The organism is Luteolibacter luteus, from assembly GCF_012913485.1.
GTDB classification, from domain to species: Bacteria; Verrucomicrobiota; Verrucomicrobiia; order Verrucomicrobiales; family Akkermansiaceae; genus Haloferula; species Haloferula lutea.
Window position 1 is genome coordinate 5,938,773 of record NZ_CP051774.1, and the last position, 24,846, is coordinate 5,963,618.

Genomic DNA, 24,846 nt, shown 5'->3' on the forward strand with positions numbered 1-24,846 from the left:
CCGGAGGGTGGGTCACCCTAGCGAAGCGGCTTGGGACTGCAAGGACTCGCGACGACAAACGAGGCGACCACACTTATTCGCGGCAGTCTTCGCTGCCCAGTCTCCCCATAGGCCAGCGACCTCAAGGATTGCTCACCGCCATGGCAAGCGCATGCTCACGAAAGCCGCTGCCTGACCACTTTTCAGGCAGCCTCTCAGGTTCCGTCCGGGACGGCTGCGTCCAGGAAGTTGGTAATTTCAAGGCCGATTTCCGGCGCTTCAGTCTTCAATCACTTCGGCTCGCATGAATCTCATGGCCGCGTCGCTGCCCGTGGGGTTGATCTGGGTCCAGACACGTGTCGAAGTTCCGTCGCCGTTGTCCGCGTCGATGCCGCCATCGGTGGCGACAGGACCCCAGTTGATCAGATCATTGCTCCCTTGGACCCGGACACTCAACCCCTCGGGGAAAATGTTCGGCACGGTGAGATGTAGTCGCATGTGGCCCGAAACATCGACGCTCGCCGACTGATTGAGGGCCCCGCTATCGTTGATGGTCGGATCCAGAGGCTGGAACGGCGGAGTCGCAGAGAAGAGGAACTCCCATAGATTTGCAATGCCGTCACCATCATCGTCGCCCGTTTGTGTTTGGTCAGTGACTTCGAACCGTGCGATCCATCCAGCCATGCCCACCGGCAGGGAAGGCTGCGTCGGCGGAGGCTGGATGTTGTAGACTTCAAGCTCGTGAATACTCCAGTAGAGGCCTGCGACCGTCCCTGTCTGGGTGATCCGGATGTAACGGGCCGATTGAGTCGGGAAGTCGATCGTGACCAGACCGGCAGCACCCGTCCCCGACACAATGGGGCTGCCCCAATTCACGCCGTCGTTGGAGACATGGATCTCGTATCCGCGGGGCCAATCATTTGCCGAACTCCCTTGATCGAGGGTGATCCGGTTGAAGGAACGGACCGCAAGCATGTCGAGTCGGAACCACTGGCCGGGCCTTTGCGTCTCGGCGGTGTCCCAGCGGGTGCTGATCGTCCGGTCAATCGCCCTGCCCGCATTGCTTGTGTTTCTCGAGGCGCTCGCCAGCCAACCGGTTGAATCCAGTCTTCCGTCCGTGGTCGTCACCCTTAATTCCGCCGAGTTCGGACTCTCGCCCGTGCCGGTGCCCTGAGACACCACGTAGTGATAATAGGTGGACGGCTCAAGGCCCGTGTCCACATAGCTTGTCGACAGGACGTTCGAAGCAATCAGCGTGTAGGGACCTCCTTGGGTGGCCGATCGCTTGATATTGTAGCTTCCGGATCCAGCAGCTGGCTGCCAGGCCAAATCGATCTGCCTGTGGTGCGTGGCGCTTGCCACCAATCCGGTCGGTGTCGCATTCGATGGCGCGCCCGCGCCGAGGTGGTGAATGGAGAGTTCATGGATGCTCCAGTAGAGCCCTGCGACCGTCCCTGTCTGGGTGATCCGGATGTAGCGCGCCGATTGTGGCGCGAACGTGATCGTGGTGATACCAGATGTCCCGACACCCGTGGCGACCGGGATTCCCCAGTTGATACCGTCGTTGGAGACATGGACCTGGTAGCCGCGCGGCCAATCATTTGCCGAGGTCCCCTGATCCAGGACGATCTTATCAAAGGTCCTGGCCGTCAACATATCGAGCTGGAACCACTGTCCAGGCACCTGGGCTTGGCCGGTGTCCCAGCGGGTGCTGATCGTCAGATCAATCGCCCTGCCCGCGTTGCTTGTGTTTCTCGAGGCACTCGCCAGCCAACCGGTTTGATCTAGTCGTCCGTTTGTAGTCGTTACGCTCAATTCAGCCGAGTTCGGACTCTCCGCTGTGCCAGATCCCTGTGATACCACGTAGTAGTAAGAGGTGGAACCCTCAAGCCCCGTGTCGACATAGCTTGTCGCCAGGACGTTCGAGGCAATCAGCGTGTAGGGGCCACCAGGATTGGTCGACCTCTTGACGTTGTAGCTTCCGGAGCCGGTGGCAGGCTGCCAAGTCAGATCAATCTGCTTGTGGTAGATGGCGGTTGCCAGCAATCCGGTCGGTGTCGCGTTCGGCGGCACGGTCACGCCCACGTTATAGACGGAGAGCTCGTGGATGCTCCAGTTGGAGCTGTTCGATGCGGTTTGGGTGATCCGGATGTAGCGCGCCGATTGAGTCGGGAAATCAATCGTGATCAGGCCGGTGGCACCCGCTCCCGACGCGATGACGCTGCCCCAGTTCGTGCCGTCGTTAGAGACGTGGATCTGGTAACCGCGCGGCCACTCGCTCACCGAGCTCCCTTGGTTGAGGGTGATCCGGTTGAAGGATCGGGCCGACAACATGTCGAGCCGGAACCACTGTCCGGACGTTTGGCCTTGGCCGGTGGTCCAGCGGGTCTCGATGGTCCGGTCGATCGCGTTGCCGGCGGTGCTTGAGTTTCTTGAGGCACTTGCGACCCAACCGCTTGCATCAAGCCGTCCGTCCGCAGTCATCATCCGCAATTCAATCGAGTCCGGACTCTCTCCCGTGCCGGCACCTTGCGAGACCACGTAGTGATAGTAGGTGCCTTCCTGCAGTCCCGCGTCGACGTAGCTTGTCGATGCGACATTGGAAGCAATCAGAGTATAGGGACCACCCGGATTGGTGGAGCGCTTGATGTTGTAGTTTCCGGAGCCGGTCGAAGGCTGCCAGGTCAAATCAATCTGCCTCGGCTGCGTGATCGCTCCCGCCAATCCGGTCGGTGCTCCTCCGGGTGCCAACTTCGTTCCCGCATTGTAGAGGCCCAACTCATGGATGCTCCAGTAGCCGCCGTTTGACCCCGTTTGCGTGATCCGGATGTAGCGTGCCGATCGTGTTCCGAATGAAATCGTGGTCACGCCGGATGTTCCGACTCCTGTGGCGACCGCGCTTCCCCAGTTGATGCCGTCGTTCGAGACATTGATCCGGTAACCGCGCGGCCAATCTCCGCTCGAGCTGCCCTGATCCAGGACGATTCGGTCAAAGGTCCGCACCGCCAGCAAATCAAGCTGGAACCACTGCCCATTCGCTTGGGATTGGCCGGTGTCCCAGCGGGTACCGATGACGCCGTCGAGTGCCCTCGAGGCATTGGACGAATTGCGGGAGGCGGTCGCATACCACTGGTTCCTCGCCGCCTCCCAGGAGATATAAGGCCAGGCGCGACTGCACCAACTCAGCAGCGAGTTCAACTCCACGGGATCGGTTCCCATTTGGACGAAGGACGGGATCGCTTCATAGAACCTGGACGACCACGACCAGAAGTCTTCCGTGCCCGGGTCATCGAGCACGTTGGAGACGTTCTGCGAGCCTTCCGGAAGCTCGGTGGTACGCATCCAGTCCTCGAGCTCGTAGCCCGGTTTCCTCATCTCCTCATTGAACTGCCTGAGGTGGGCATTGACCATCCGGGTGCCGAGACCTGGCTCCGTTTCATTGAACTTCGCCATCATCGCGAGCGGGCTGCTTCCCACGTTTGGAAACAGATACCAAGGACCCATGTTGCGGATCAGGAAGCCCGACCCGTCATCCGGGGCATACGAGCGGCTATCGATCTTGGTCTGATACATCCGCGCCGCGGTATGCATGTAGCGGAACGGCTCGAGAACTCCCGACTCCTGGCAGGCTTCGACGATGAGTGGCTGCTGATAGTTGTAGTCCACCGGGTCCGCCCTGCCGCCCATCCGGGCCTGGCCGGCATTGAGAACGGCTTGGATCTCGTACCAATTGGTGGACTCGTAGGTTCCGGTCGCGCCGGACTGCCCGAAGAAATTCCGGCTGTTTGCAGGGATCTGCTGGCCCTTGTAGACCTCTTCCACCGCCGCCTGAAAGTGAGGGCCCACCGGGTAAACCGCGAACGCCGAGGAGATCCACTGGCGCGGTTGAGGATGATCGATCGCGTCAAAGTCGGTGAACAGGTGCGCCTTGTCCTGAAGGTCGAACTCGTTGGCCCACTCGAAGTTCCTTACCGAGAGGAGGCGCGAAAGGCTGGTCGCCGCGAACTCGCGGGGCATATCGGAAGGCAGGGCCTGCTGCGCCAATCCATTCTCCGACCGCCAGTGCTCGTCGACAGTTCCGACGGCGAAGAAGAAGCGGAAGTGCCCATTCATCGTCGTATGCTTGGAGAGATACTCGCCACGGCGTGTCAGGAGGAACTGCTCCTTCGCCGCGGGGTCCGTCGGCATGGTCAGGAGGTAGTTCCGGAAATCGACAAGCGCCTTGCGCGGGTTGCGCGGCATGTTGTCGTCGAAGTAGATCGGCACCCCGGGAGTGTAAGTGTCGCCGGTGAAGGCATCCATCGGGTGGACCATGGGCAGCCAGTGCTTCCAATCGGGAAACTGGATCGCCAGCGGCAGCAGGGTGCTGTCGTAGTTGCCATCGGTATCGAAGAGCGCGTCGAGCTTGTCGTCTCCCATCCCGTTCGGGAAGAGGTAGGGAGCCATGTCGCTGTCGTTGTCGAGCACCGCGTCCAAGCCGGCGCCGGCGGCCCATTCGTGGATCGGGCGGCTGGCGACTGATGGACCGGGTTGATAGGGCGGGTTCCAAGGGCGGCCGGCGCGGTCGACGTTGGCAAACCTTGCGGAGAGGGAACGGATGTAGGAGGCGACCTTCTGGCCTTCCAGGGTGGTCAGGTTGTGAAACTTCGAGCGCTCGATGATGGAGCGATTCGAATAACTGAACATTTCCAGATCCCGCCCGTCCTGAGTGTGGCAATCGGTGCAGGCCGCCTGGATGGTCTTGCGGACGGGCAGGTCGTAGCCATACCACCAGCCATTGGTGCCTTCGGCCTTGTAGTGGTTCCAAAGCTGCCGGCCGCGGCCTCCCTGGGCCTTGGTCACCAGATCGGTGACCCCGCGCCAGATCCGCTCTCCTTCGTCAATGGAGGCCTGGTCCGTGAAGGGCGCTTGCCAAGTCGATGGATCGTCTTCCGCGAAGCGACTAGGCGGAAGAAGTTTCACGCCGCTCGCGTCGAGCACATTGAAGCGCACGACCCGATAGCCGATGGAGATCGTGTCCGATTCATCGAAGCGGAACTGGATCCGGTTGAGCCCTTCCCTCAGTCCGTTGGCGGGGATCTTGAATCGGATCGTGTTGAATCCGCCGTGGACCATTCCGCCGCGGGCCATTTCCTGAGCCTGAACCACGGTAGTCGTGTGATTGAGGGGCAACCAAGGCTCGTCATTGATCCGGATTGAACCCTTGTCCTGATAGGTCAGCGAGTTCACCTGAAACCAGAGATCCTCCGCAGCCGAGAGCTGGCTGGCATCGAGGTGGAACTGGCGCTCTTCGGTGGTGCCCTCAGCTCCGAGCACTTCCACGGGAAGAACGGCAGGCTTCCACTTGGCATTCATCGCCGCCTTCTCCTGCTCCAGTTGGGCTTCGCTGATCTTCGAATCGAAAATCTTCGTCTCGAGGAAATCCCCTTGGAAATGTCGGCCCGCATTGTCAGACCGTCCCAAGCGGAGTGGCATGCTTCCGGAGAAGTCGCCCGCGGCGAGGGTCCGGAGAAGCGTCTCGTTGTTCTTCGAATTCCAGAACAGATACTGCCCGGCCACCGCATCATAACGCACCGCATAGAAAACCGTGTCGCCTGCAGTGATTTGTGTGCTTGCCCGTAGGTCCGTTCCGCCGAGGCTGACGACGGGTTGCCCGGTGCTCGAGGTCCGCATCACAAACCCGGGATTGGGAAAGTCGGAGTCGTTTCCGAGGAGGTCGTTCCAATCCGCGACGAATGCCGAGGGCTTGAAGGCGAGCAACACCGTGAAGCCGGACTTGCCGGACGCGGCACCGGAGAAGTTCAGCCATGTGTCTTGGCCCGCAGCATTGAAGAGCGACAGGGTCTCGCTTCCCGTCCGGGCGTTCAGCGCCCGCACGCCGGTTGCAGGATCCGCGGTTCCGGGGAACAGCATGGAGCCGGATTCCGCGGAGGCATTGTTTCCAGAGCCCGAACGATCCAACCAAGAGGTCAGCGTACTCGCCGAAGTCTGCAAGTCGGCCGGATCTTCCACCGAGAGGTGCTGGATCGGCGCTGATCCCGTCACCCACTTTTGTTCCATTCGAAGCGTTTCCTCGCCGAGCTGAGCCGTGGATAGAGGGCGCTCGAACAATTGGACTTCACCGACCACGGCGCTCACACCGACACCCGCCGCGGTGGCACGTCCGAAATACAGATCGTTTCCGATGCCGAAGTCGCCACGGTTCACCGCAAGGGTCTGAACCTGTTTGTTGCGAGACTCATAGATGCTGAGCTTCTGCGCTTCACCGTTGTAAACTACCGCGATCACGACGGTGTCGCCCGCTTGCAGCAAGGCCCCGCCTCCTTGCGAGGATGAAACAGTGGCCGTGCCCAAGCTCGCGGTGAGTAATCCCGAGGGTGCCAACTGGATGGCAAATCCGGATCCCGCAGGAGTGCTCGTATTTCCCATGACCGCCGCCGTGGAGCCAGGGAGTGATTTCAGTTTCACTGCCATCAGGGCGGAGAAGCCCTTAGGACGATTCGTTGCGACGGAGAAATCGAGCAGGGTATCCGCTTGCAATGCATTCAGCAGTTTGAAGCCGCCGGATTGGCTCTGGGAAATCCCGATTCCCAGGTGGCCGTTCCCAAGCCGGACCGGATCCGGAAAAACCGGACTCGCATTGTTAGGAATCGCGTCGAGATTGGATCCGGACACGTCGTTCCATAGGAGAACATTCTGCGAAGCGTTGACCTCCACCGATTCAGGGCTTGAGGCGTCCAGCACCACCACGGGCGAGCCATGGCAGACGCCGGTGAGAACGATCGCACAGATAGCTTTCTTCAGCTTCATGCGAATTCCATCCCGGTGCCGGACATAGGAGATGCGCCGGCCATTTCCGCTGGACCAACGCTCGCTGCGAACGAGGAATTTCATTGCGTGGGTTTTCTTGGGTTTACCACTATCTGGAGGATCATCTGCAAAGAGGATGACCCATTCTGTTAATAATCGCATATTTAACGAATTTCGGAATCATGATAGTCCCCAAAGCGGGGACAGATAACTGAACGCTGAAACGCGTTTGGGTTCTCCGTATTCAGGATCTCCGACCGTCGGAAGAGCGGCGGCCACTTCCGCCTTGCTCGGCCCTCCGGACCGTCGGACGGTGCTCCAAGCTTGGCGAAAGCGCATCTCTCGCTCGCTGCGAAGGCCCTATGGATTACTGGTGGTAGTCACATAGCCAGCGTCCCATCCAGCACCAGCTGCCCGAAGTCGTTGGGCTTCGCAACTCCGGCACGCAAGCCAGTCGCTTAGTCCGGCATTAGGTATCATGAGACTTCAGCTCTCGACCCATGCCTGCTATGGGCCGGGCCCCAGATTCATCACCGAACTGCGGGTGGCAGAATGCGGAAGCTCAGAGATCCACCCGACGAGCTACATTCGCCCCACGCGTCGTACTCGCAGGTCGCTACGGTTTCCAGTGCTTGGTCTAACAAAAACTTGGCATCAATCCAATCGAACCCGGGAGGCGGTGTTGCAGCCTCCGGTGAGGGGGTGCCACAGGTCTGCCAAACCGATGGTCACCTAAGTTCCTTGAGGAAGAGGTTGCGGAACTCAAGCCCGTCACCGGCGTGCTCAAGCGTGATCGCTCCTTGCTCGGGCATTCCTGTGAGATCAAGGTCCTTCCGGATCACTTGGCCGTTCTGCTCCACACTCGCCGTCTTACCATCGAGGGTGATGAAGAGACGGTTCCACTCGCCGGGCTTGTTGGCCGAGGCGCTGGCGACGACAGGCAGGTTGCGTATTTTTATCAACGGACGATCGGCAGGGATCTGCTCCTTCGAGCGCCAGTCGATGCATAGCACGCAGTCTCCGAATTCCTTCTCGGAGACGAGGGGACTTGCCGACGCCTCCTCGCTGGACTTGGCGGTAAAGGCCACGCCATCGGATGACCATGCGAGTTCGTTGGAACTGCGCCATCCACCCATGTCCTTGCCGTTGAAAAGTGGGACGAAGCCCTCGTAGCCGCGAGCGGTCTGCTCGGGTGAAGCGTTCGTGGAGGGGAGTTCCTTGATCCGGATGTTCCTGAAGTGGCATTCCGTGCCCTCGCTCTCCAGGCAGATGAAGCCCTTGCGGGGGGTGCATTCTTTCCCGGTCGTGACCTCCTTGCCGTTCACCGAGAGACGGATCTCGCCGTCCTTGCACTCCACCCGGTAGTGGTTCCATTGGGGCGAGGGGAGGGTGAGTTCCTCGGCGGGGAAGCTGCGCACGCCCTGCGGTGCGACCTTGCCCGTCGGCGTCATCGTCGCACCCCAAATGGGGAAGATGTCACCGTGGGTGGTGAACCAGCGGCTGTTGCCGTCGTTCTTCGCGTAGCCCAGGTCGAGGATCTGGACTTCGATGCCCCTGGCGTAGGGAACGCCGGGAGCTGGCAGGCCCTCGCCCCAGATGAAGAGGCCGCTGTTGCCGGCCTCCTTCAGGTGCCGCCAGTCGAGCTCGATGACGAAGTTCTCGTACATCCGTTCGGTCCGCATGAATCCGATCGGCTGGCCGGTGGTGACGATCATCCCGTCCTTCACCGAGAAGGTGTCTGCCGCGACGTTGCAAGGAACCCATCCGCTCAGATCCTTGCCATTGAAGAGCGGCTTGAACCCGCCGGACTCATCAGCTCCGAGAGTACAAGCGAACGGCATTGAGAGCACGATGTAGGAAAGGAGACGAGGCAGGATCATGAGCTTTGGAATGGAAATGAAATCCCAATGGGAGGGGAAAGGGTGATCGCATCCGATCCTCCCTATCTACGCTTTGGTCGATACCCGGCGCTTTCTTACGCCATTCCCAGCAGAAGTTTCTTCATTTGGGCGAGGATTTCGCCGCAGGCTTTCGCATCGCCGCCTTCCACTTCCGCCGTGGCCCAGCCGGTATAGCCGATCTCGCGCAACGCCTTTCTCACCTCGGCCCATTCGACATCTCCTTCACCGATCTTTCCGAAGCCGCCTTTCACGCCCCAGTCCTTGCAATCCAGCTTCACGATGCGCTTGCCCAGCGTGCGGATCCATTCTGCCGGCTTGCCGAAGCGCTGGTGATTGCCGATGTCGAAATACGAGCCGACCCAGGGAGAATTGATTTCATCGATGTACTTCGCGAGCTTCTCCGCGGATTGGGCAGGTCCGCCATCTTCGGTGTAGAACATCCGGTTCCACACGTTCTCGATCAGCACATGCACGCCGAGTTCCGCGGCGAGCGGGAGAGCCTTGCGGATTTGCTCAATTGAGCGCGCCCAAGCCACGTCGTGACTCGTCTTTGCATCGACCACGCCTGGCACCAGCAGAACGGCGGAGCCTCCGACCGCGTGGCTCTCGCGGATCGCGGTGAGGAGACCTTGCAGGCCCTGCTCGCGGATCTCCTCGGAGGGATCGGAAAGGCGGGTCTTCCAGTGGATGGAGTCCACCACGCCATGGATCGGCAGGCCGGTGGCCTTCGAAGCGGCGAGGGCTTCCTCCTTGTCCTGTCCGCCGGGGGAGTCGAGCTCCACGCCATCGTATCCGAGTTCCTTCAGCGTGCGGAATTTCTCCTCCAGATTCGCACCGAAGTTCGCCATCCCGCACTTCAGGGAAAGCTTGATCGGCAGCGGCTTTTCCGCCCCGGTGGCGGCTTCGGCACGGAGGCCAAAGGGCGCGGAGCTAGCAGCGAAGGCGGTGGTGGCGAGGAATTGACGGCGGAGCATGAGCCGACCTACTGCACAATCTGTCCTGAAATTGCACGAATGATCTGATTCGGTGACAAAATTTTCGAGGGCGACCCCTATTTTTCCTTCGGACAGGCCCAAGGATGTGGCGAGTTCCGGAGTGGACCTCAAAGGGGAATGGTCAACGGGTGGCCCCATTCACCTCAGTTCCATCATCATGGCGCTCATGGGGGGAAGCGCAGGCAAGCAGAGTCCATGATCGGGAAGGCTCGCGACGGGTGCGGTTAGCGAAGCATGGCCCGCAAGCCGATCTTCAAAACGCAGCTCTTTCTCCAAGCCAATCTCGAGCCATCCCAGTGCATGATGCGGGATGATCACGCGGACGTTCTCCAACACCTCGCTCCCGTGGAAATTCGCGATTACAAGGAATGCCTGCCCGCTCCCGGGATCACGCCTCAGGTAGGCGTAGAGCCAGTGCCCGCTATAAGTCTCGTTGCCGACACGTCCGAAAGCGGGGTTCTCCTTGTTGGCGTGATTTAGCCCGTAGAACTCGCCGCGGGTGAAGGCGGGCTCTGCGGTCACGGCGATCAGCCTAGCATACCAGTCCCGCAACTCCCGCTGCTCTGAGCTCAAGCGACCGCCATCGTAGCGATGTCCATTGATCCACTTCACCAGCTCCGGCATCGACCAGTAGTCGAAGATCGTGCTGCGCGCATCATCACCGCCGAATCCCTCGCGGCCCTCGGCGGGCTCGCCGACTTCCTGCCCGCTATAGATCATCAGTGGTCCGCGGCCCATGCCGAAGAGCACCGCAGTGACAGGCCTGCCGACCGCCATTCCAAGGCCACCCCATTCCTTAGGGCTGGCGAGGCGGACCTCATCGTGGTTCTCCGCGTAGCGTAGCGAGCGATGAAAGCGCGTGCCGGTGAAGGTCAGCTGGTCCAGGTCGTTTGCCCATTTGTTGGATCCATCGTGAAGATCCATCAGGGCGTCGTAGACAGGGTCGTCGTAGACGGCATCGAAGCCCGCATCCAGGAGACAATCGAGCACCTGGGCCTCGCAAAGCTTCGCGGGATCATTGTCGTAAGCTTCGGCGGAGAAAAAAACATGCGGGGCCCGAGCGCGGGCGCGCTTCACGGACCAGTGCCAGAACTCCATCGGGATCATGTGGGCCATGTCCACGCGGAAACCATCAACGCCCATCGCCTGCCAATAAGCGAGGATCTGATCCATCGTCCGCCAGGTGCTCGGCACTTCATCCGGCGACGCATCGGGGCCGGGGAGATGCGAGGTGTCACGGCCGCAGGTGAAGTCGTGGCCGTAATTCAGCTTCACGGTCTCGTACCAATCGTGGATCGAGGGTGCCCATGAGATCACGTTGTTCCCACTAACCCGGCCCGCATCCGTTTCCATGGGGAAGAGCCCGGTGCAGCCCGGAATGTCGGAGGTGGGCAACCTCAAGGGAGGACCGCCACCGGGATCGGTGGGACGCAGGTAGAAGAAGTGGTTGTCCCGATGGAAGAAGCAGCCACGGTCGTCATTTGTGCCGAAGGAGAGCTCGGGCCGGACATCGGATTGATAAGAACGGGCGACGTGATTCGGGACGAAGTCGATGAGGACCTTGAAGCCGTGGGCATGGCAACGGTCTAACAGATCCTTGAATTCATCGAGCCGTTTCGCGGGATCGATGGCGTAGTCGGGGCAGACATCGAAGTAATCCTTGATCGCATAAGGACTGCCGGCGAGGCCCTTGAGGATATCCGGAGCATCCGCCGGGCGATCCGGATAGGCGCTGCCGCTGGCCTGCTCCAGAACCCCGGTGAGCCAGAGATGGGTGAAGCCCATGAGCTTCAGCGAGGCCAAAGCCGCGTCATTGATATCCGCGAACTTCCCGCAGCCATTTTCCGCCAGAGTGCCATTGATCTTCCGGGTTTCGACCGTATTGCCGAAGAGACGCGGGAGAAGCTGATAGATGACGGGCCGCGGGGATTCGATCATTGCATGGAATGAACCAGAGGAAAGGGGCCGGGACAAATCGAATGATGCGGATGATTCGGAGCTTCCGCCGCCTCGCCCCCAAAAAAACGTGGGGTGAAGCATACGCCTCACCCCACGGCCACTAGAGAGCACCAGGCTCTTCCTTGCTCATGAATCAATTGCTCGCAGCCACATCCGTGCGGCGGTCTTCCGGGATGACCTTGAGGGCGAGAGGCCCGAGACGGACGTCCGTGCCCGGCACCACGATCACCAGGCGGCGCACGTCCGGCTCCGGCTTCCAGACGCCGGAGTAGAGCGGGGCTTTCGGCGCATCCGGGGAAAGCACGACGACGGAAACCGGCTTGTCTCCGCCAGGCTTCATGTCCACCGGCTGCCAGGTGGCGGGGAGTTGCTTGCGCTCGCTGCCCAGAGCCATGTTCAGCACCTTGCCGGTGGCATTCAGCACGCGGAAGCTGCCCCAGGCGAAAGACGAGCTATCATCCTCGATCGCATAACCGCGGAGGCCGGTGGGAGCCTTGGCATCGGGCAGCAGCAGGATCAGCGGCTTGGTCATGCCGCCGATCTTTACCGCGAGATCGAGGGGCTTTCCTTCGGGTGATTTCTTGTCGAGCGCGCGCACGGCGATGTTGCCTTCGGCAGCCGTGGTGCCGATGGCCTCGGTGCGCTGCAGCGGGTGCAGGTTCTTGATGTCGGTCACCTTCTCTCCATCCGCTACGGCGACTTGGCGCGCAGCGATGGCTTCGTCCCAAGCGAGGAATCGGACATCGACGGCGAGTGCGGAAGCAGAGGTGGCGACAAAAGCTGCAAGGATGCAGGATACAATGGACTTCATGAGAAGGTGATCGGGGTCAAGGCGCGGGCTTCAGGACTCCAGCTCGCGATTCGATAGCTCGCGGAAGGAGACGACCTCGAAACGGCGGCCGAATTTCGCGTTGGTAGGTGTGAGGTCTTCTGGCAGCTCCGTGGCATTGTCGGCGGGGTCGTTGTCGACCCACTCCGGCACACGCTGCACCACGGCTTCACACCAGGAACGGGCGAGGACATTTCCGTGGTCGTCGCGGGCTTCACCATAAGCGCGCACGGTAAAGGTATCCGAGCGCACGGTGATGTAAGGCCCCAGCGCATTGAGCAGGTCCGCCTGTGTCAGCCAGCCCGGAGTGCCGGTGCCGGTATACGGTTCGGGGATGTTCGTGCGGTAGGGATAGTTCGTGTTGACGAAGCTGGCGACGGTCGAGCTCTTGTTGATCCCTGCGCGGTCGATCGCGGCTTGGAGTGCTCCCTTCAGTCCGAGCTCGCTGCTTGTAAGGCGTCGGTTCACGAATTCGCCGAGCGATTGGAAGGGACCGCGGCTCTTCACTTCCTTCACGATCTCTTCGGCCAGCGATTCGATCTGCGCGTCACTGAGTTCGCGGAAGCCATTCCACAGGTCCTGCGGCGAACCGAAGGGACGGCGCTGGCGCGGGGTCGGGGTGGCATCACCCGCATTGTGCGACTTCGCGCTGCCGCCTTCCGACTCCACGTCGAAAGTGGCACCACGGAGACTGGCAAGCATCGCTTTCCAAGCCGCGGGATTCACGGAGTTCACATTGAAAGCGCCATCCACGAGCAGGTGGGCGGCCGCCTGACGGCATCCGGAAGGAGAGCTGAGCAAGTCGACAATCTCCTCGTTCGAGAGGCCACCGCGGTGGAGCTGATAGCGCTGGTTGCGGAGCGGATAGGCCTCCGGATCTCCCACCCAGTTGTTGATCACGTCCTTCACGCTGGTGACCTCGCGGTCCTGGTTGTTGTCGTAGACCGAAGGGGATCCCTGCGCGGCGGATACCGTGGTGCGGGGTGCGATCGAGGAGAGGAAGAAGCTATCCCAGACCGCACTGTTCAGCAGGTAGGATTGATCGTAGATGCCGATCCCGGTGGGTGAAATGCGCTCGCCGGTCGGTGCCGAGGCAAGGCGACGGGCAACGGTATTGCGAGCCAGATATGGCGAAGCCCACGCATTGGCAAACTGGGAGCCCGGCCCGAAGGCGGAGTCCGAAAGGTCGGCGTGCTGGAAGCCAGCGAGCGAGAGCATCGGATCCTGCGGCACCTCGAAGAAGGAGAGGTAATCGCGGCCGCTGCTCGGTGCATTGCTCATGCCATAGAAGGAGCGGCGTCCATCCCCGGTCACCTGGAAGGCAGAGCTGATGTAATCGCGCGTCTCGCGCATCGAGGATTCATAGTGCGGACCGGCGGCGAAGGCCGTGGCTCCCGAGATCATCCCGTTAATGTAGCGCTGGCGCGGGTTCACCGTGAAGACCAGGTCCGACATCTGGTTCGCCTGGCCGGCGGTGCGGTGGAAGGTCTCCAACATCGCGATCACCTGAACCTTGCTCGAAAGCTGGGCACCGCTGAGAGTCGGGGCATTCACCGTGGTCTGGTTCCCCACCTTGCCGCTGTAGACCTGGATCTCGGAGATGGTCTCGCCTTTCGCGAGGCCCTTCAGCCGGCCGAGGTCCTCCATCGTCACGAAGTAGTGGTAGGCGCTGAGCAGGAATTCCAGCTTCGGCTTCACCGTGTCCGTCGCGGCGATGATCTGGGTCATGCCGGAGCCGCTCATCGTCTTGTTCATCGGCACGCGGATACCGCCGCTGATGTCCATGTCCGCCGTGGATGCCACCGGCTTCAGGAAGATATTGGTGCGGGCATTCGCGGGGGCGACCCGATCATACTCGGTGAGGTTCTTGTCGGCAGGAACGAAGACGCGGACCTCGCCGGGACCCAACCGCAGCGGCGTTTGGGTGTTGGAGGTGCCGGAGCCCGTCAGATAGCACATGAAGTAGGGCTCCGACTGACGGCCGGCTCCATCGCCCTTGCGGTTCGCTCCGAGGTTCTGGGTCAGATACCAGGGACCGGAATTGTTATTGTTGATCGTGAAGGTGGAGACCAAGGGCAGGTCCATCCATGGATAGACTGCAAAGCCCTCCGCTTCGATCGCCACGTTGTAAGGATTCCACAAGGTCACCACCGGGGTGAAGACCACGTTCATCACGCCGCCCACGGTCTTCAGACCCACGAAGAAGAGCACGCGGTCCAGCACCGGCGTGACCGAGGTCTCGCTGCCGCGGGTCACATAGCTGTTCGGCCAGTAGGTGCTGCCCTGCGGACGATAGAATGCGGTAGCCATCCCGTTCGAGCGATACAGGTGGCGGTAGAGGTTATAGTGGGAGCGCAGCGAGTTGAAGGTCGCCGGAGCACCGCTCTCGAAGTTGTGCTCGAAGGCAATCGAACCGTAGTTCATCGCGACCTTCACCGGGGCTCCCCCATTGATCGGCTGGAAGAGAGGCACCTCACCGCCCGGAGCGCTGCCACCACCAAAGGGATTCGAAACCTGGCCCCAGCGCGAGGCATTGAAGTCCTGGTTTCCGAGTTCAAAGCCGAGTGAAAAGTCGGTCTTCAAACCGCCCTTCACCACGTCCGACAGCACGCCCTTGGCATGCGCGGTGTGTTCCCTCGCAAGCTGCGGGGCCGTCGACCGGCTCAGCTTGTAGTCGCTATCAAGAACGGCCTGCTGGATGCCGAGAACCCGGCCGCGGCGACGGTCGAAGCCATCACCTGGCTGCGCTGCGATGCCGGAGAGTTCGAGATTCGGCGCGGCCGGCGCTTGGATCGCATCATTGGTCGCATAACGTTCGACATCGGTGCCGACGTTGATCTTCGCCTTCGTGCCTTCTTGGGACACAGCCCACGCCATTGCCCCCGGCATCGGGCCGCCATCCACTTCCACGGAGGCTGCGCGCATCTCGAAGCCGTCGGTCTGATCCGAGAAGAGCAGGGGATCCTTCGTGTCTTGGGTCTTGTTTGCGAACTCGCGCGTCTTCACGGATTCCGGATCCGGAGTGGAGGCGAGCCAAGTGCGGAACTTGTTCTTCTTCCACGAATCGTAATCCGGCGCCGCATTGAGAGGGTTCGCATTCTGGGTTCCCGCGGCGGAATCCCACACCCCTGTTAGATAGGGCTGGTTATTGCCTTCGATGATGGCGGCGTCCGCCGTGATGCGGCGATCATCGCCAAGCTCCGACTGGAGTTTGCCGATTGCCAGGGCGAGCGCCATGCGCGCATTGGCCTGGGCCACGCGGCGCGCTTCACCGGCGCTGGAGGTACGGAGTGCAATGTTGCTGAGCGAAAGCAGTCCGATTGCAAGGACCGACAACATCGCCATTAGCAGCAGGGCGACAACCAGGGCAAAACCCTGTTTTCGTGCCTTTCCGGGAGGAAAAGAAAGACGCGCTGGAACGCATTTCAGGATGGGGTCTTTCATGACAAGCATGCGTTGTAGATCCGCAGTAAACACGCCAAGTCTGTCGCTAAGGCTTATACCGCTATAAAAAATTCTCCTAGCCCAAAAAAGGATGTTTTAGTGCCATTCGTGAATCCCCGCAGTCGCCCGGATTTTTGGGCGAACGGATGCCGGTGGGTCTGTGAATGGGGGGTGTTCCCCGGAGTCGATTGAGTCTTAGTCCCGTTTCAGGTGGTCGCCGTTTTGTGAGTAGGTGGCGACCTTCACCGTGAGGTCATCGATGGAAAGATCGCCGCCTTCGTCGTTGGAAAGAGTCAGGGAATCGAGGGTCTTGCCGGCCTCTACCTTGAAGCCATCCAGATATAGCCCCCCGGTGCCGGTCCCTTCGTAAAGCTTCACCTCACCGCTGCCGGTGTCATAGGTCACGGTGACCATGTGCGGTTGCAGCGCGGAAATCCGTGTGCCGATCGAGTGCACGCCGTCCTTCTCGTTCTTGAGCTGCCAGTGGTGGCCGCGTGACTTCCGGGCGACCATGCTGAAGAGATGGCCATTGCCCTTGATGTTGAAAGTAATCCGCTCCGCGGCATCGAGGTAGGCCCCCTTGTCCCAGATGTTCTCCGGCACATGGGTGCTGAAGGTCGTCATGTAGACGCGGCGGCTACTGGATGATTGCTCTTCGCGGAATTTCGCGGTCAGCGTGCGCCAGCCGGTGGAAGTATCCAGCTTGCCATTGGTGAGTGTCGTCGGATTCAGCTCGGATTCCACCTTCCATGGTCCGCCCACATCGGCGACCTTGTCCTTCAGGGGGCTCCCATGGCCTTCGCTGAAGTCATCCTGGAAGAGGACCTCATCCCAGGGCAGCGTCTGCACGAAGCGCTCCGCCGCATTGCGATGCGTCTTGATCGGGCCGGTCGTCGTCCAAGTGGCACCATTGCCGGCGGTCACACGCTGGCGTGCTTCGCCCGGCTTCCGCTCGATCTCCACGATGCCCGAGGTCACGTGCGTCTGCACCGAGCCATCGGCCAGAGCGAGCACTCCGAACTTCGTGCCGATGTTCCGGATGATGCCGGCAGGCGTGTGAACTTCGAAGCCGCGGCCCCCCGGGGAGATCTGCAGGAAGATGCTGCCTTCCTGGAGCTCCAGCTTGCCCTTGTGAGCGAGCAGCTTGACCTTTGCCGGGCCTTCCACGCAGGCCTCGACATAGGGGCCGATCGCCAGCTGCACCACGCCGCTTTTTACTTCCAGCAGCTCGTCCTTGTTCAGTGCGCTGGCAGGCTTCGCCTCGCCGTTGATCGTGTAGCTCGAGTCCACGGAGGAGGCGAGCGTCGCATCCGTGCTATTGCGATCGATCAGGAAGAAAGCACCGAGGCTCAACAGCAGCATGATCGCCGCGGCCCATGCCGCGCGGATGTAGAGCTTGCGATGCGAGCGCGCGACCACCCAGTGATCGTCCGCGGTCTTCGCATGCACGGAGATGTAGTCCGGCACCTCGTAGCGCTCGTGCAGCATCATGTCCACGCCCAGCAGATCATAGTACTCGGCACGGACCTTTGGGTCCTCGCGCATGAGTTGCTGGACGCGTTGGAAATCCTGCTCGCTGATCGTTCCTTCGATCAGGCGGTTCAGCAGGCGGTTGAGCTCGTGGTCTTCCATCAGGATGCTTCGCCAGGGGAAAGGTGGATGCGGATGCAGCGGCGGAGATTGCCGCGCAATTGAAACAGACGGGCCTTCAAGGTGCCCACGCTGCGCTCCGTGGCGCGCGCGAGTGTTTCCAAGGATCCTCCGGACCAGTAGTGGTGGCGGATCAGCTCATCGTCCTTCGGGGTGAGTTTCTTCAGGCACTCCACGAGTGCGAGCCGGCGCTCCGGCAGTTCATCGATCACCGCGGGCACTTCGGAAGCGAAGCACTCCACGAGGTCGGCATCGAAGTTCACGGTGCGCTCCTTCTTCTTCCGGCGCAGGTAGGTCATCACTTCCAGTTGCGCGATGCGGAAGGCCCAGTTCTTGAAGCTCGTGCCGGAGCGGAATTTCTCGCGCTTGCGCCACAGCACCATGTTCACTGCCTGCCGGATATCGGCAGCAGCGTGAGGATCCCCGCAGAGTGCACGGATAAAGTAGAACAGATCCCCTTGGCAGCGGGTCAGTTCGTGCACGAATTCTTCGAGGCTATCGTCTTTGCGATCCATCGGGTCCTGAGAGTCGTCAGTCACGTCGGGATGGGGTATAGGGTTTAGCGGTTTTTCGCGAATTCGCCGATGTATGCGGCGAATTCACTACGGGCTCTCCAATCAAAACATTTTTCGTGCCGCTACGATGCCAACTCCCAGTTGACACCCGAAATTCGCGGCGATGCTCTGCGGATTGCGGTCGGGATTTTCCACAACCCGCGCAGCATCATCAATGACGGCAAATCGCTCGATTTGCCAGCCGTCCTTGAACCAGTCGAGCAAAGTGGCCGCAGCGAAGACCCGATGCGCATTGAATTCGATGCGCTGTGGTCCGATCGGCGTGGAGAGATAAAAAATGCCGCCGGGCTCCACGATTGCCATCAGCTGGCGCAGCCCCTTCAGATGACCTCCGGGATCGATCGTATCCCCGTAACGCCCGAGCCCGAAGTGCTCGATGCTGTGGAGGCATGAGAGTGAATCGGTGCACGCGCGCCACTGCTGCGGAAGCTCTTGCGTGATATCGAGCTGGCGGAAGCTCACGTTTGGAACAGCCGTGTCCTGCGGCCGGATATCCAGTACCTCCACCTCCCGGAAGACCGCCAGATTTCCCACGAAGCCATCGATGCGTGAACCGACGTCGACGTGGCGGCGCGGCTTTGCTTCGTAGATCCACTTAGCAACGAGCAGGTCTTGCTGGAAGTAAGCACCGGGCCCGCCGCTTGAAACATTCCATTCATCCAGCACCGGGAACTCGTTCCCCCACGCGAAGTCGCTCCCGCATCCCGAACGGAATTTCTCGCGGTCCTTCAGGTAGCGCGGCAGGCCACGGAGGGAAGCGAGAGTGCGCTTTGGATTGAGGCCGAGGGTCTTGAACCAGAGAGCGGGGCGGATCATGGAGGCCCCGATTCAGAACGATCCCGTGGGATGGGCGAGGGAAATCGGTGGAGCAGCCCCGGTCGCAACTTGTCGCGGCGGGGCCCTCTCCTCCTTTTTGAAGACGCTTCCGCGAAATCCGTCCGCCTACGCCCCAGGCCCGCTCAACGCCTCCAGCGCCTTCAGGCACGCATTCGTCCGGGTCTCCACGCCAAGTTTCTCGAACACATCGAGCACGTGTTTCTTCACCGTGGCCTCGCTGATTCCAAGGATGATTGCGATCTCGCCATTGGTCTTTCCCTGCGCGACCCACAGGAGGGTCTCCGCCACGCGGGGCGTCAGATGAAACGTCTTCTCGAGCGGAGCAGGGGAAGAGAAGTCCGGGGAGAAACTAGCCACCGCCGTCTGGCGGGCACGCTCCATGCGCGACCGGATCGCTGCGAGCAGATCCGCTTTCGCCACCGGCTTCGTCAAATAGTCATCGGCACCCAGATTCATGCCCGCGCGGATGTCCGGCTTCTCGCCCTTCGCCGTGAGGAAGATAAAAGGCGTAGCCTCGGTAGCTGTCTCGGCACGCAGTTCGCGCAGCACGCCATAGCCATCCAGTTCCGGCATCATCACATCGCAGAGGATCAGGTCCGGCGACTTCGCACGCGCCATCTCAATACCGGTGCGGCCGTTTTCCGCGGTGATCGCATGGAACTCTTCCAAGCGCAGGATAGTCGCAAGATTCCGGCGCATCTCCGGTTCGTCTTCGATGATCAAGATGGTCTTCATTGGGTCAAGGGAATGGTCACGATCACGGTGGTGCCGGAATTGAGGTGGCTTTCCACCTCGATGGTCCCGCCGTGGAGCTCGGCGCTCTGTTTTACAATCACCAGGCCGAGGCCGGTGCCGGGGCGCTGGCCCACATTCGAGCCGCGCTGGAAGGCGGCGAAGAGCTGCGCGAGCTCGTCTTCCGGAATGCCGATGCCGTGGTCTTGCACCTCGAAGCGCACCGCCCCCTCCATGCCCGTGGCGCGGAATGCAACCGGCTGGCCTTCCTCGGAATATTTCACCGCGTTGCTCAGCAGGTTGATCAGGACATGGCGCAGCAGGCGTTCGTCCGCTTGCGCGGTCGACGGCAGATTGCTGGTAAAGAATTCGATCGGGCAGCGCGCGCTGGTGGTCGAGTTGATCTCATCCACCAAGCCACGGCACAGGGCCGCGAGGTCGAGCAAGCGCGGCACGAACTTCATGCGGCCCGCATCCAAGCGGCCGAGCAAGAGCACGTCTTCCATCAGCCCGGCCATGCGGCGCGAGTTCTTGATGATGGATTGCAACTGCTCATGGCGCTCCTCGGCATCGAGGCGATCGAGGTAATCGGCGAGAATCTCCGCGGACGACTGGATGATCCCCAGCGGCGTGCGGAATTCGTGGGAAACCATCGAGACGAAATTGTTCTTCAGCTGGTTCAGCTCGCGCTCGCGCTCGAGCGCACGCTTCATCTCCAGTTCGGCGCGCTTGCGCTCGGAAATGTCGGTGACGACTGCTTGGATCAGATCCTTGTCGCCCGCGGGGATGCGGGTCAGCACCACTTCCATCAGCACGTCATGCCCGTTCACATGGCGCTGGCTCCACTCAAAGTGGGTGCTGCCATCTTCCAGGCAATTTTTCAGGTGGCGGCTGGCGGCGGTGGAGGAGTGCTCGCCATCCGGCTGATACTCCGTGGCGTAGTCGGCAGGATGCGTGCCGATGATCTCCTCCACCGTGCGGCCGAAGATTTTCGCCGCGGCGGGATTCACGTCGCTGAAGAGCTCGTTCTCATGGATCATCACCCCTTGGCTGGAGCCTTCGAAGAGCGTACGGAACTTCCGCTCGGAATCGCGCAGTGCCTTCTCCGCGCGCGTCCGCTCCGTTGTGTCGACCGCGATGCCCCACAACTGCTCATCGCCATCCGGACTGGTGATCAGCATGCCGCTGAGCACGATCGGCACGAGGTGGCCTTCCTTGTGGATGTATTCCTTCTCAAAGGGGCCGAAGGTTCCGTGCTCCCGCACCGTTTCCAGGATCTTGATCTCCTGCTCCTCGTACTTCCGCGGCGTGACATCCCAGTAAGTCAGGCTGTGTACATCCTCGACCGTGCGGCCGATCATGCGGGCGAAGGATTCGTTCACCTGCAGGAATTGCCCGTCCCAGCTGACGCGTGCCATGCCGAGCGGTGAGAATTCAAAGAGCGCCTTGAACTTCTCCTCCGACTCACGCAGCGCGCGCTCGGCCTGCTTCCTCAGGCTGATGTCCTGGGCGATGCCCCAGATCTGTACTTCGCCATTGGAAGACACCGTGCGCATGCCATGCAGTAGCACCGGCACGCTGCTGCCATCCTTGCAGATGTATTCCTTCTCATAAGGACCGAAGCGCCCGGCCCCCTGAAGCTTGTCGAAGAAGGTTCGCTGTCCGGCGAAGTGCTTGATGCGGTTGATGTCCCAGTAGTTCTTCGAATTCAGCTCCTCGGTGGTGTAGCCGAGCATCTCGGCGAAAGCGGAGTTCGTCTGCTGGAAGTTCCCGTGCTCGTCCACCAGGCCAATGCCCAGCGGTGAGAACTCGAAGAGCCGCTTGAAGCGCTCCTCGGATGCCTGCAGCTCGGCAGTGCGCTCGGCGATGCGGGCTTCCAGCGATTGGTTCAGCTCGCGGATCTCGGCTTCCGCCACCACCACGGCCGTCTTGTCCTGGTGGATGCATACCACCTCCACGATGTTGTTCCTCGCATCGAACACCGGGAACATCGTTGAGCCGATCCAGCGCACGCCACGTGCCACCTGGTCTGGCAATGCCTTCAGTTCGAAAGGAATGGGATCGATGCTGGTGACTTGGCCATTGAAGGCCCGCTCGATCAGTGGCAGCAGTCCGGCTTCCTTGAGCTGGGAGTCCGTCCGGATGCTGTGGCCCACCAGGTCTTCCATATCGAGTTGGAAGAGATCGCGGTAAGCTTGGTTGATCTGCAGCGTGGTGCCATCCGGCGCGAAGACTTGGATGCTGATCGGGCTCTGCTCGAAGGCACGGCGCCAGCGGCTATCGGACAGCCGGAGTTCGGCCTCCACGCGCTTTGCTTCGCCCATGTCCCGCCCGGCCAGATGGATCAGGGTGCGTCCCTCGGAGGGCAGGGCGGTCGCCACGATGTCGTGGATCGCGGTGTCGCCGCGCGGTGTCAGGACTTGCCACTCGAAACGATGGCCGCCCTTTTCGATCGTCTGGCGAATGGCCTCGCGCAGCGTGATATCGGAGAGTTGGCCGCCCGGTTGATCCTCAGGGGAAAACTCGACGGGTGAACGACCGATAAGGTCGGCCTTCCGGTTTACTCCCAGCACCTCCACGGCCGCCGCATTACAGTCGATCACCGCCGTCGTGACGGGGTCGAGAAGGGCCATCGGATCGGTGGAACGCTCGAAGAACATGCGGAACCAGTCCGCTGCCTGGAGCGGATTGGTTGCCGGGGTGCCGGTGTCGTTCTTCACGCGCGCAGTTATGGGAGAAATTCCCAAATTTGGAAAGGAAGGGCTCTTACTCCTTTGGTTCCATTTACGAACTTGCGGAAGGCAGGGCAGCGTCCGCCCGCTGTCTCCCTTGGACAGGTATACCCCTACCTCATGAAACGACATTTATTGTCCGCGCTGCTGCTTGTCCTTGGAGTCCTCAGTATCAATGCCTATGCCGCCGATCTCGTCGTCGAGGAATCGAGATTCGACGTCGACGGCCGCTTTTCCGTCCAAGTTCCGGTTCCCGCCGGAACCCGCCACGCGGCCTTGGAGGTGATGAAAAGCGGGGGATCCCCGGGGTGGCGAACCCTGGTTTCCACTGCCCTCGATGGCCGGAAGGCGCGCGTGATTTTCAAGCTCCCGGCAGATCATGGCAGATCCGCGCTGGTCCGTGGGAAGGCAGGTCCGGAGACCTCCGTGCCAGTCGCCGAGCTGAACGACCCGGAACTGATCACCGTCATCTACGAGAGCCCGATCGGGGAGCAGATCAAGATCGACTTTCTGAAGGATGCTGCGGCCAAGCTGAAGGGCTGGGCCTCGCTGCCACGGGCGGAGGCAGAAGCGCTGCTGATTGCTTGGGCGAAGTCCAATCCGCTGGTGGCCGATGCCTCGGTCACCGAGCCGGGTGGCAATATCTCGATTCGCTTCACCGATGACGACATCGTGGTGCTGATGGCGAAGCCGCGGCGCTACGGCTTGGAAGGCACGGCGGCCTCCACCGCGCGCATGGAGATCCCGGAGGCGCCGACGCCGGGAAGGATCCAGAATTTCGGGCCGCTGGCTGCCACCGGGCTGAGCCTGCCGCGGACCAAGCATGCGATCTCCGCCTTTTCTCTGGAGTCCACGTTTCCTAGTTCCACCGCAACCATCGCGGGCTGGCTGCGGACGCACAAATACGAGGTGGATGAATATCCCGCCACGCCGGTCTTGACGGTAAAGGGCTGGTCCTCGGCTTCAAATCCCATCGGCGTGCTCTTCTGGCAGGTGCATGGCTGTCAGTACACGAGGAAGAATGGCACGCTGAGCACCTCGATCGTGACCCGCGAGTATGCGACGGATCAGCTGACCAACGGTCCCTATGCCGCGATGCGCGGTTCGGGGCAGCTCGGCTTGGCGATGGCCGATGGCGAGACGCTGCCGTACTACACGATCACCGGCACCTTTATCCGGACCAACATGCGCTTCGCCCCGAATTCGCTGGTGGTGATGGATGCTTGCTTCGGTGCGAACCAGGATCTCGCGGATGCGTTCCTCGCTGCAGGCTGCGGCTCCTATGTGAGCTGGGATTGGATGTCCGGGCCGGAAAGCGGCAAGCCTTGCCGGAAGATCTTCGACCGTCTGTTGGGAATGAACAAGGAGGCGCCGATCTCCACGATCAAGGAGCGCTCCTTCACCGTGGACGTGGTGAGCCGCTGGATGCATCTCCGGGGCTATGATCAGGACCCCAGCATGCCTTTCCCGAATCAGGACCGGCCGAATGCGATCCTCGTCTGGCATCACCGCCAGCAGAATCCCGCGCACATGCTGCGGCCCTCGATCATGCGGATTCTCCAGGAGGCGGCGTCGCCGGGTGAGAAGTTCTCGAAGTACCTGCTGGAGGGCGATTTCGGAGACGATCCGGGACCGGCGTATCGCACCGTGAAGTGGGGCGGAAAGGTGATGGATGTCCTGCGCTGGGACGAGGAGGACGGTATCGTTTTCCGGATCCCGAATCCGGCACCGGTAGGCAGCGTGCAAGTGATCATCAACCGGGAGTTCGAGAGCCTGAGCAACGAGGTGCCGATCACCGAGTGGACCGTACCCTTCACTTTCGAGCACCGCGAGCAGGGATCGCTGAAGGCCACCATCGTTACGAACGTGAAGATCCGTGCCGACGTCCACGGCGAGCGCTATGAGCCGGAAGGCCAGGTGACTTACCTGATGAAGCCCTTCGGGAATATTGCGGACTGCAAGGGCACCGCGACCGCCTCGGGGACCTACAGCCCGGCTGCAGGCGAGTCTTACACATGGAGCGGGGGATCGAGCTTGGTATCGGTCGATGGCGGCTTTGACGGCGAGATGCCGCCGCATCTCATCGTGAACAGCGGCGCTTTCACCGGCGCAGGCCAGACGATGTTCTTCGGGCTCTCCTTCAGCGGCAGCTTCACGCAGACCTACAAGTGGACCGACATCGATGGCACGGTATACACGGAGACGAGCGACTACTCGACCGATCTCGATGGTGAGGACTTCTTCGTCCCCTTGCCGAAGATCAATGCCACCACCTATGTCTTTGGTGGTGGAAGCAAGACCCTCCCGAAGGGAGAAGCGACTGAGACCCTCTCGTGGCCTTCGACGACGCCACTGTCGAAGCCGACAGCAGAGACGGTGAGGTGATCCGGATATGGCCCGAGG

Annotated in this window: 12 protein-coding genes; 1 reads left to right on the forward strand and 11 read right to left on the reverse strand. The window is 61.2% G+C overall.

Translation table 11 applies throughout. The features are described from left to right. Positions 1-258: 258 nt before the first annotated feature. The 11 genes from HHL09_RS24465 to HHL09_RS24515 form a co-directional block, all read right to left on the reverse strand. Positions 259-6,873, reverse strand: a complete 6,615-nt coding sequence (locus HHL09_RS24465) for a discoidin domain-containing protein (RefSeq protein ID WP_169457284.1) — start codon at positions 6,871-6,873, stop codon at positions 259-261. Between the two features lie 644 nt (positions 6,874-7,517). Beyond that, complete coding sequence (locus HHL09_RS24470; RefSeq protein ID WP_169457285.1) at positions 7,518-8,669, reverse strand: 3-keto-disaccharide hydrolase; 1,152 nt, start codon at positions 8,667-8,669, stop codon at positions 7,518-7,520. Positions 8,670-8,764: 95 nt separating this feature from the next. Then, positions 8,765-9,664, reverse strand: a complete 900-nt coding sequence (locus HHL09_RS24475; RefSeq protein WP_169457286.1) for a sugar phosphate isomerase/epimerase family protein — start codon at positions 9,662-9,664, stop codon at positions 8,765-8,767. Positions 9,665-9,823: 159 nt separating this feature from the next. Next, positions 9,824-11,623 (reverse strand): alpha-amylase family glycosyl hydrolase, encoded by a 1,800-nt coding sequence (locus HHL09_RS24480; RefSeq protein ID WP_169457287.1) that lies wholly within the window; start codon positions 11,621-11,623, stop codon positions 9,824-9,826. Between the two features lie 154 nt (positions 11,624-11,777). Further along, the gene (locus HHL09_RS24485) at positions 11,778-12,455 is read right to left on the reverse strand and encodes a hypothetical protein (RefSeq protein WP_169457288.1); all 678 of its coding nucleotides are present in this window, start codon (positions 12,453-12,455) and stop codon (positions 11,778-11,780) included. Between the two features lie 30 nt (positions 12,456-12,485). Further along, a complete protein-coding gene (locus HHL09_RS24490) occupies positions 12,486-15,917 on the reverse strand; it encodes a hypothetical protein (protein ID WP_169457289.1) in 3,432 nt (1,143 codons plus the stop codon). 195 nt (positions 15,918-16,112) lie between these two features. Next, positions 16,113-17,549: a FecR domain-containing protein gene (locus HHL09_RS24495; RefSeq protein WP_169457290.1), complete on the reverse strand. Its 1,437-nt coding sequence runs from the start codon at positions 17,547-17,549 to the stop codon at positions 16,113-16,115. Continuing rightward, entirely contained in the window at positions 17,549-18,106 is a 558-nt protein-coding gene (locus HHL09_RS24500) for a sigma-70 family RNA polymerase sigma factor (RefSeq protein ID WP_169457291.1), read from the reverse strand. Before HHL09_RS24500 ends, HHL09_RS24495 begins: the two co-directional genes overlap by 1 nt. A 78-nt stretch (positions 18,107-18,184) precedes the next feature. Further along, positions 18,185-18,958: a DUF268 domain-containing protein gene (locus HHL09_RS24505; RefSeq protein ID WP_169457292.1), complete on the reverse strand. Its 774-nt coding sequence runs from the start codon at positions 18,956-18,958 to the stop codon at positions 18,185-18,187. Between the two features lie 126 nt (positions 18,959-19,084). Next, positions 19,085-19,714 (reverse strand): response regulator transcription factor, encoded by a 630-nt coding sequence (locus HHL09_RS24510; RefSeq protein ID WP_169457293.1) that lies wholly within the window; start codon positions 19,712-19,714, stop codon positions 19,085-19,087. After that, complete coding sequence (locus HHL09_RS24515; RefSeq protein ID WP_169457294.1) at positions 19,711-22,431, reverse strand: sensor histidine kinase; 2,721 nt, start codon at positions 22,429-22,431, stop codon at positions 19,711-19,713. The genes HHL09_RS24510 and HHL09_RS24515 overlap by 4 nt, the downstream gene beginning before the upstream one ends. Before the next feature lie 132 nt (positions 22,432-22,563). Here HHL09_RS24515 and HHL09_RS24520 point away from each other — a divergent pair, with 132 nt between their 5' ends. Continuing rightward, positions 22,564-24,828, forward strand: a complete 2,265-nt coding sequence (locus tag HHL09_RS24520) for a hypothetical protein (protein ID WP_169457295.1) — start codon at positions 22,564-22,566, stop codon at positions 24,826-24,828. The last annotated feature ends 18 nt before the right edge of the window (positions 24,829-24,846 follow it).

Bases quoted from the DNA above. Each gene is read 5' to 3' on its own strand.
- HHL09_RS24465 (WP_169457284.1), bottom strand. From the start codon at position 6,873: ATGAAATTCCTCGTTCGCAGCGAGCGTTGGTCCAGCGGAAATGGCCGG.
- HHL09_RS24470 (WP_169457285.1), bottom strand. From the start codon at position 8,669: ATGATCCTGCCTCGTCTCCTTTCCTACATCGTGCTCTCAATGCCGTTC.
- HHL09_RS24475 (WP_169457286.1), bottom strand. From the start codon at position 9,664: ATGCTCCGCCGTCAATTCCTCGCCACCACCGCCTTCGCTGCTAGCTCC.
- HHL09_RS24480 (WP_169457287.1), bottom strand. From the start codon at position 11,623: ATGATCGAATCCCCGCGGCCCGTCATCTATCAGCTTCTCCCGCGTCTC.
- HHL09_RS24485 (WP_169457288.1), bottom strand. From the start codon at position 12,455: ATGAAGTCCATTGTATCCTGCATCCTTGCAGCTTTTGTCGCCACCTCT.
- HHL09_RS24490 (WP_169457289.1), bottom strand. From the start codon at position 15,917: ATGAAAGACCCCATCCTGAAATGCGTTCCAGCGCGTCTTTCTTTTCCT.
- HHL09_RS24495 (WP_169457290.1), bottom strand. From the start codon at position 17,549: ATGGAAGACCACGAGCTCAACCGCCTGCTGAACCGCCTGATCGAAGGA.
- HHL09_RS24505 (WP_169457292.1), bottom strand. From the start codon at position 18,958: ATGATCCGCCCCGCTCTCTGGTTCAAGACCCTCGGCCTCAATCCAAAG.
- HHL09_RS24510 (WP_169457293.1), bottom strand. From the start codon at position 19,714: ATGAAGACCATCTTGATCATCGAAGACGAACCGGAGATGCGCCGGAAT.
- HHL09_RS24520 (WP_169457295.1), top strand. From the start codon at position 22,564: ATGAAACGACATTTATTGTCCGCGCTGCTGCTTGTCCTTGGAGTCCTC.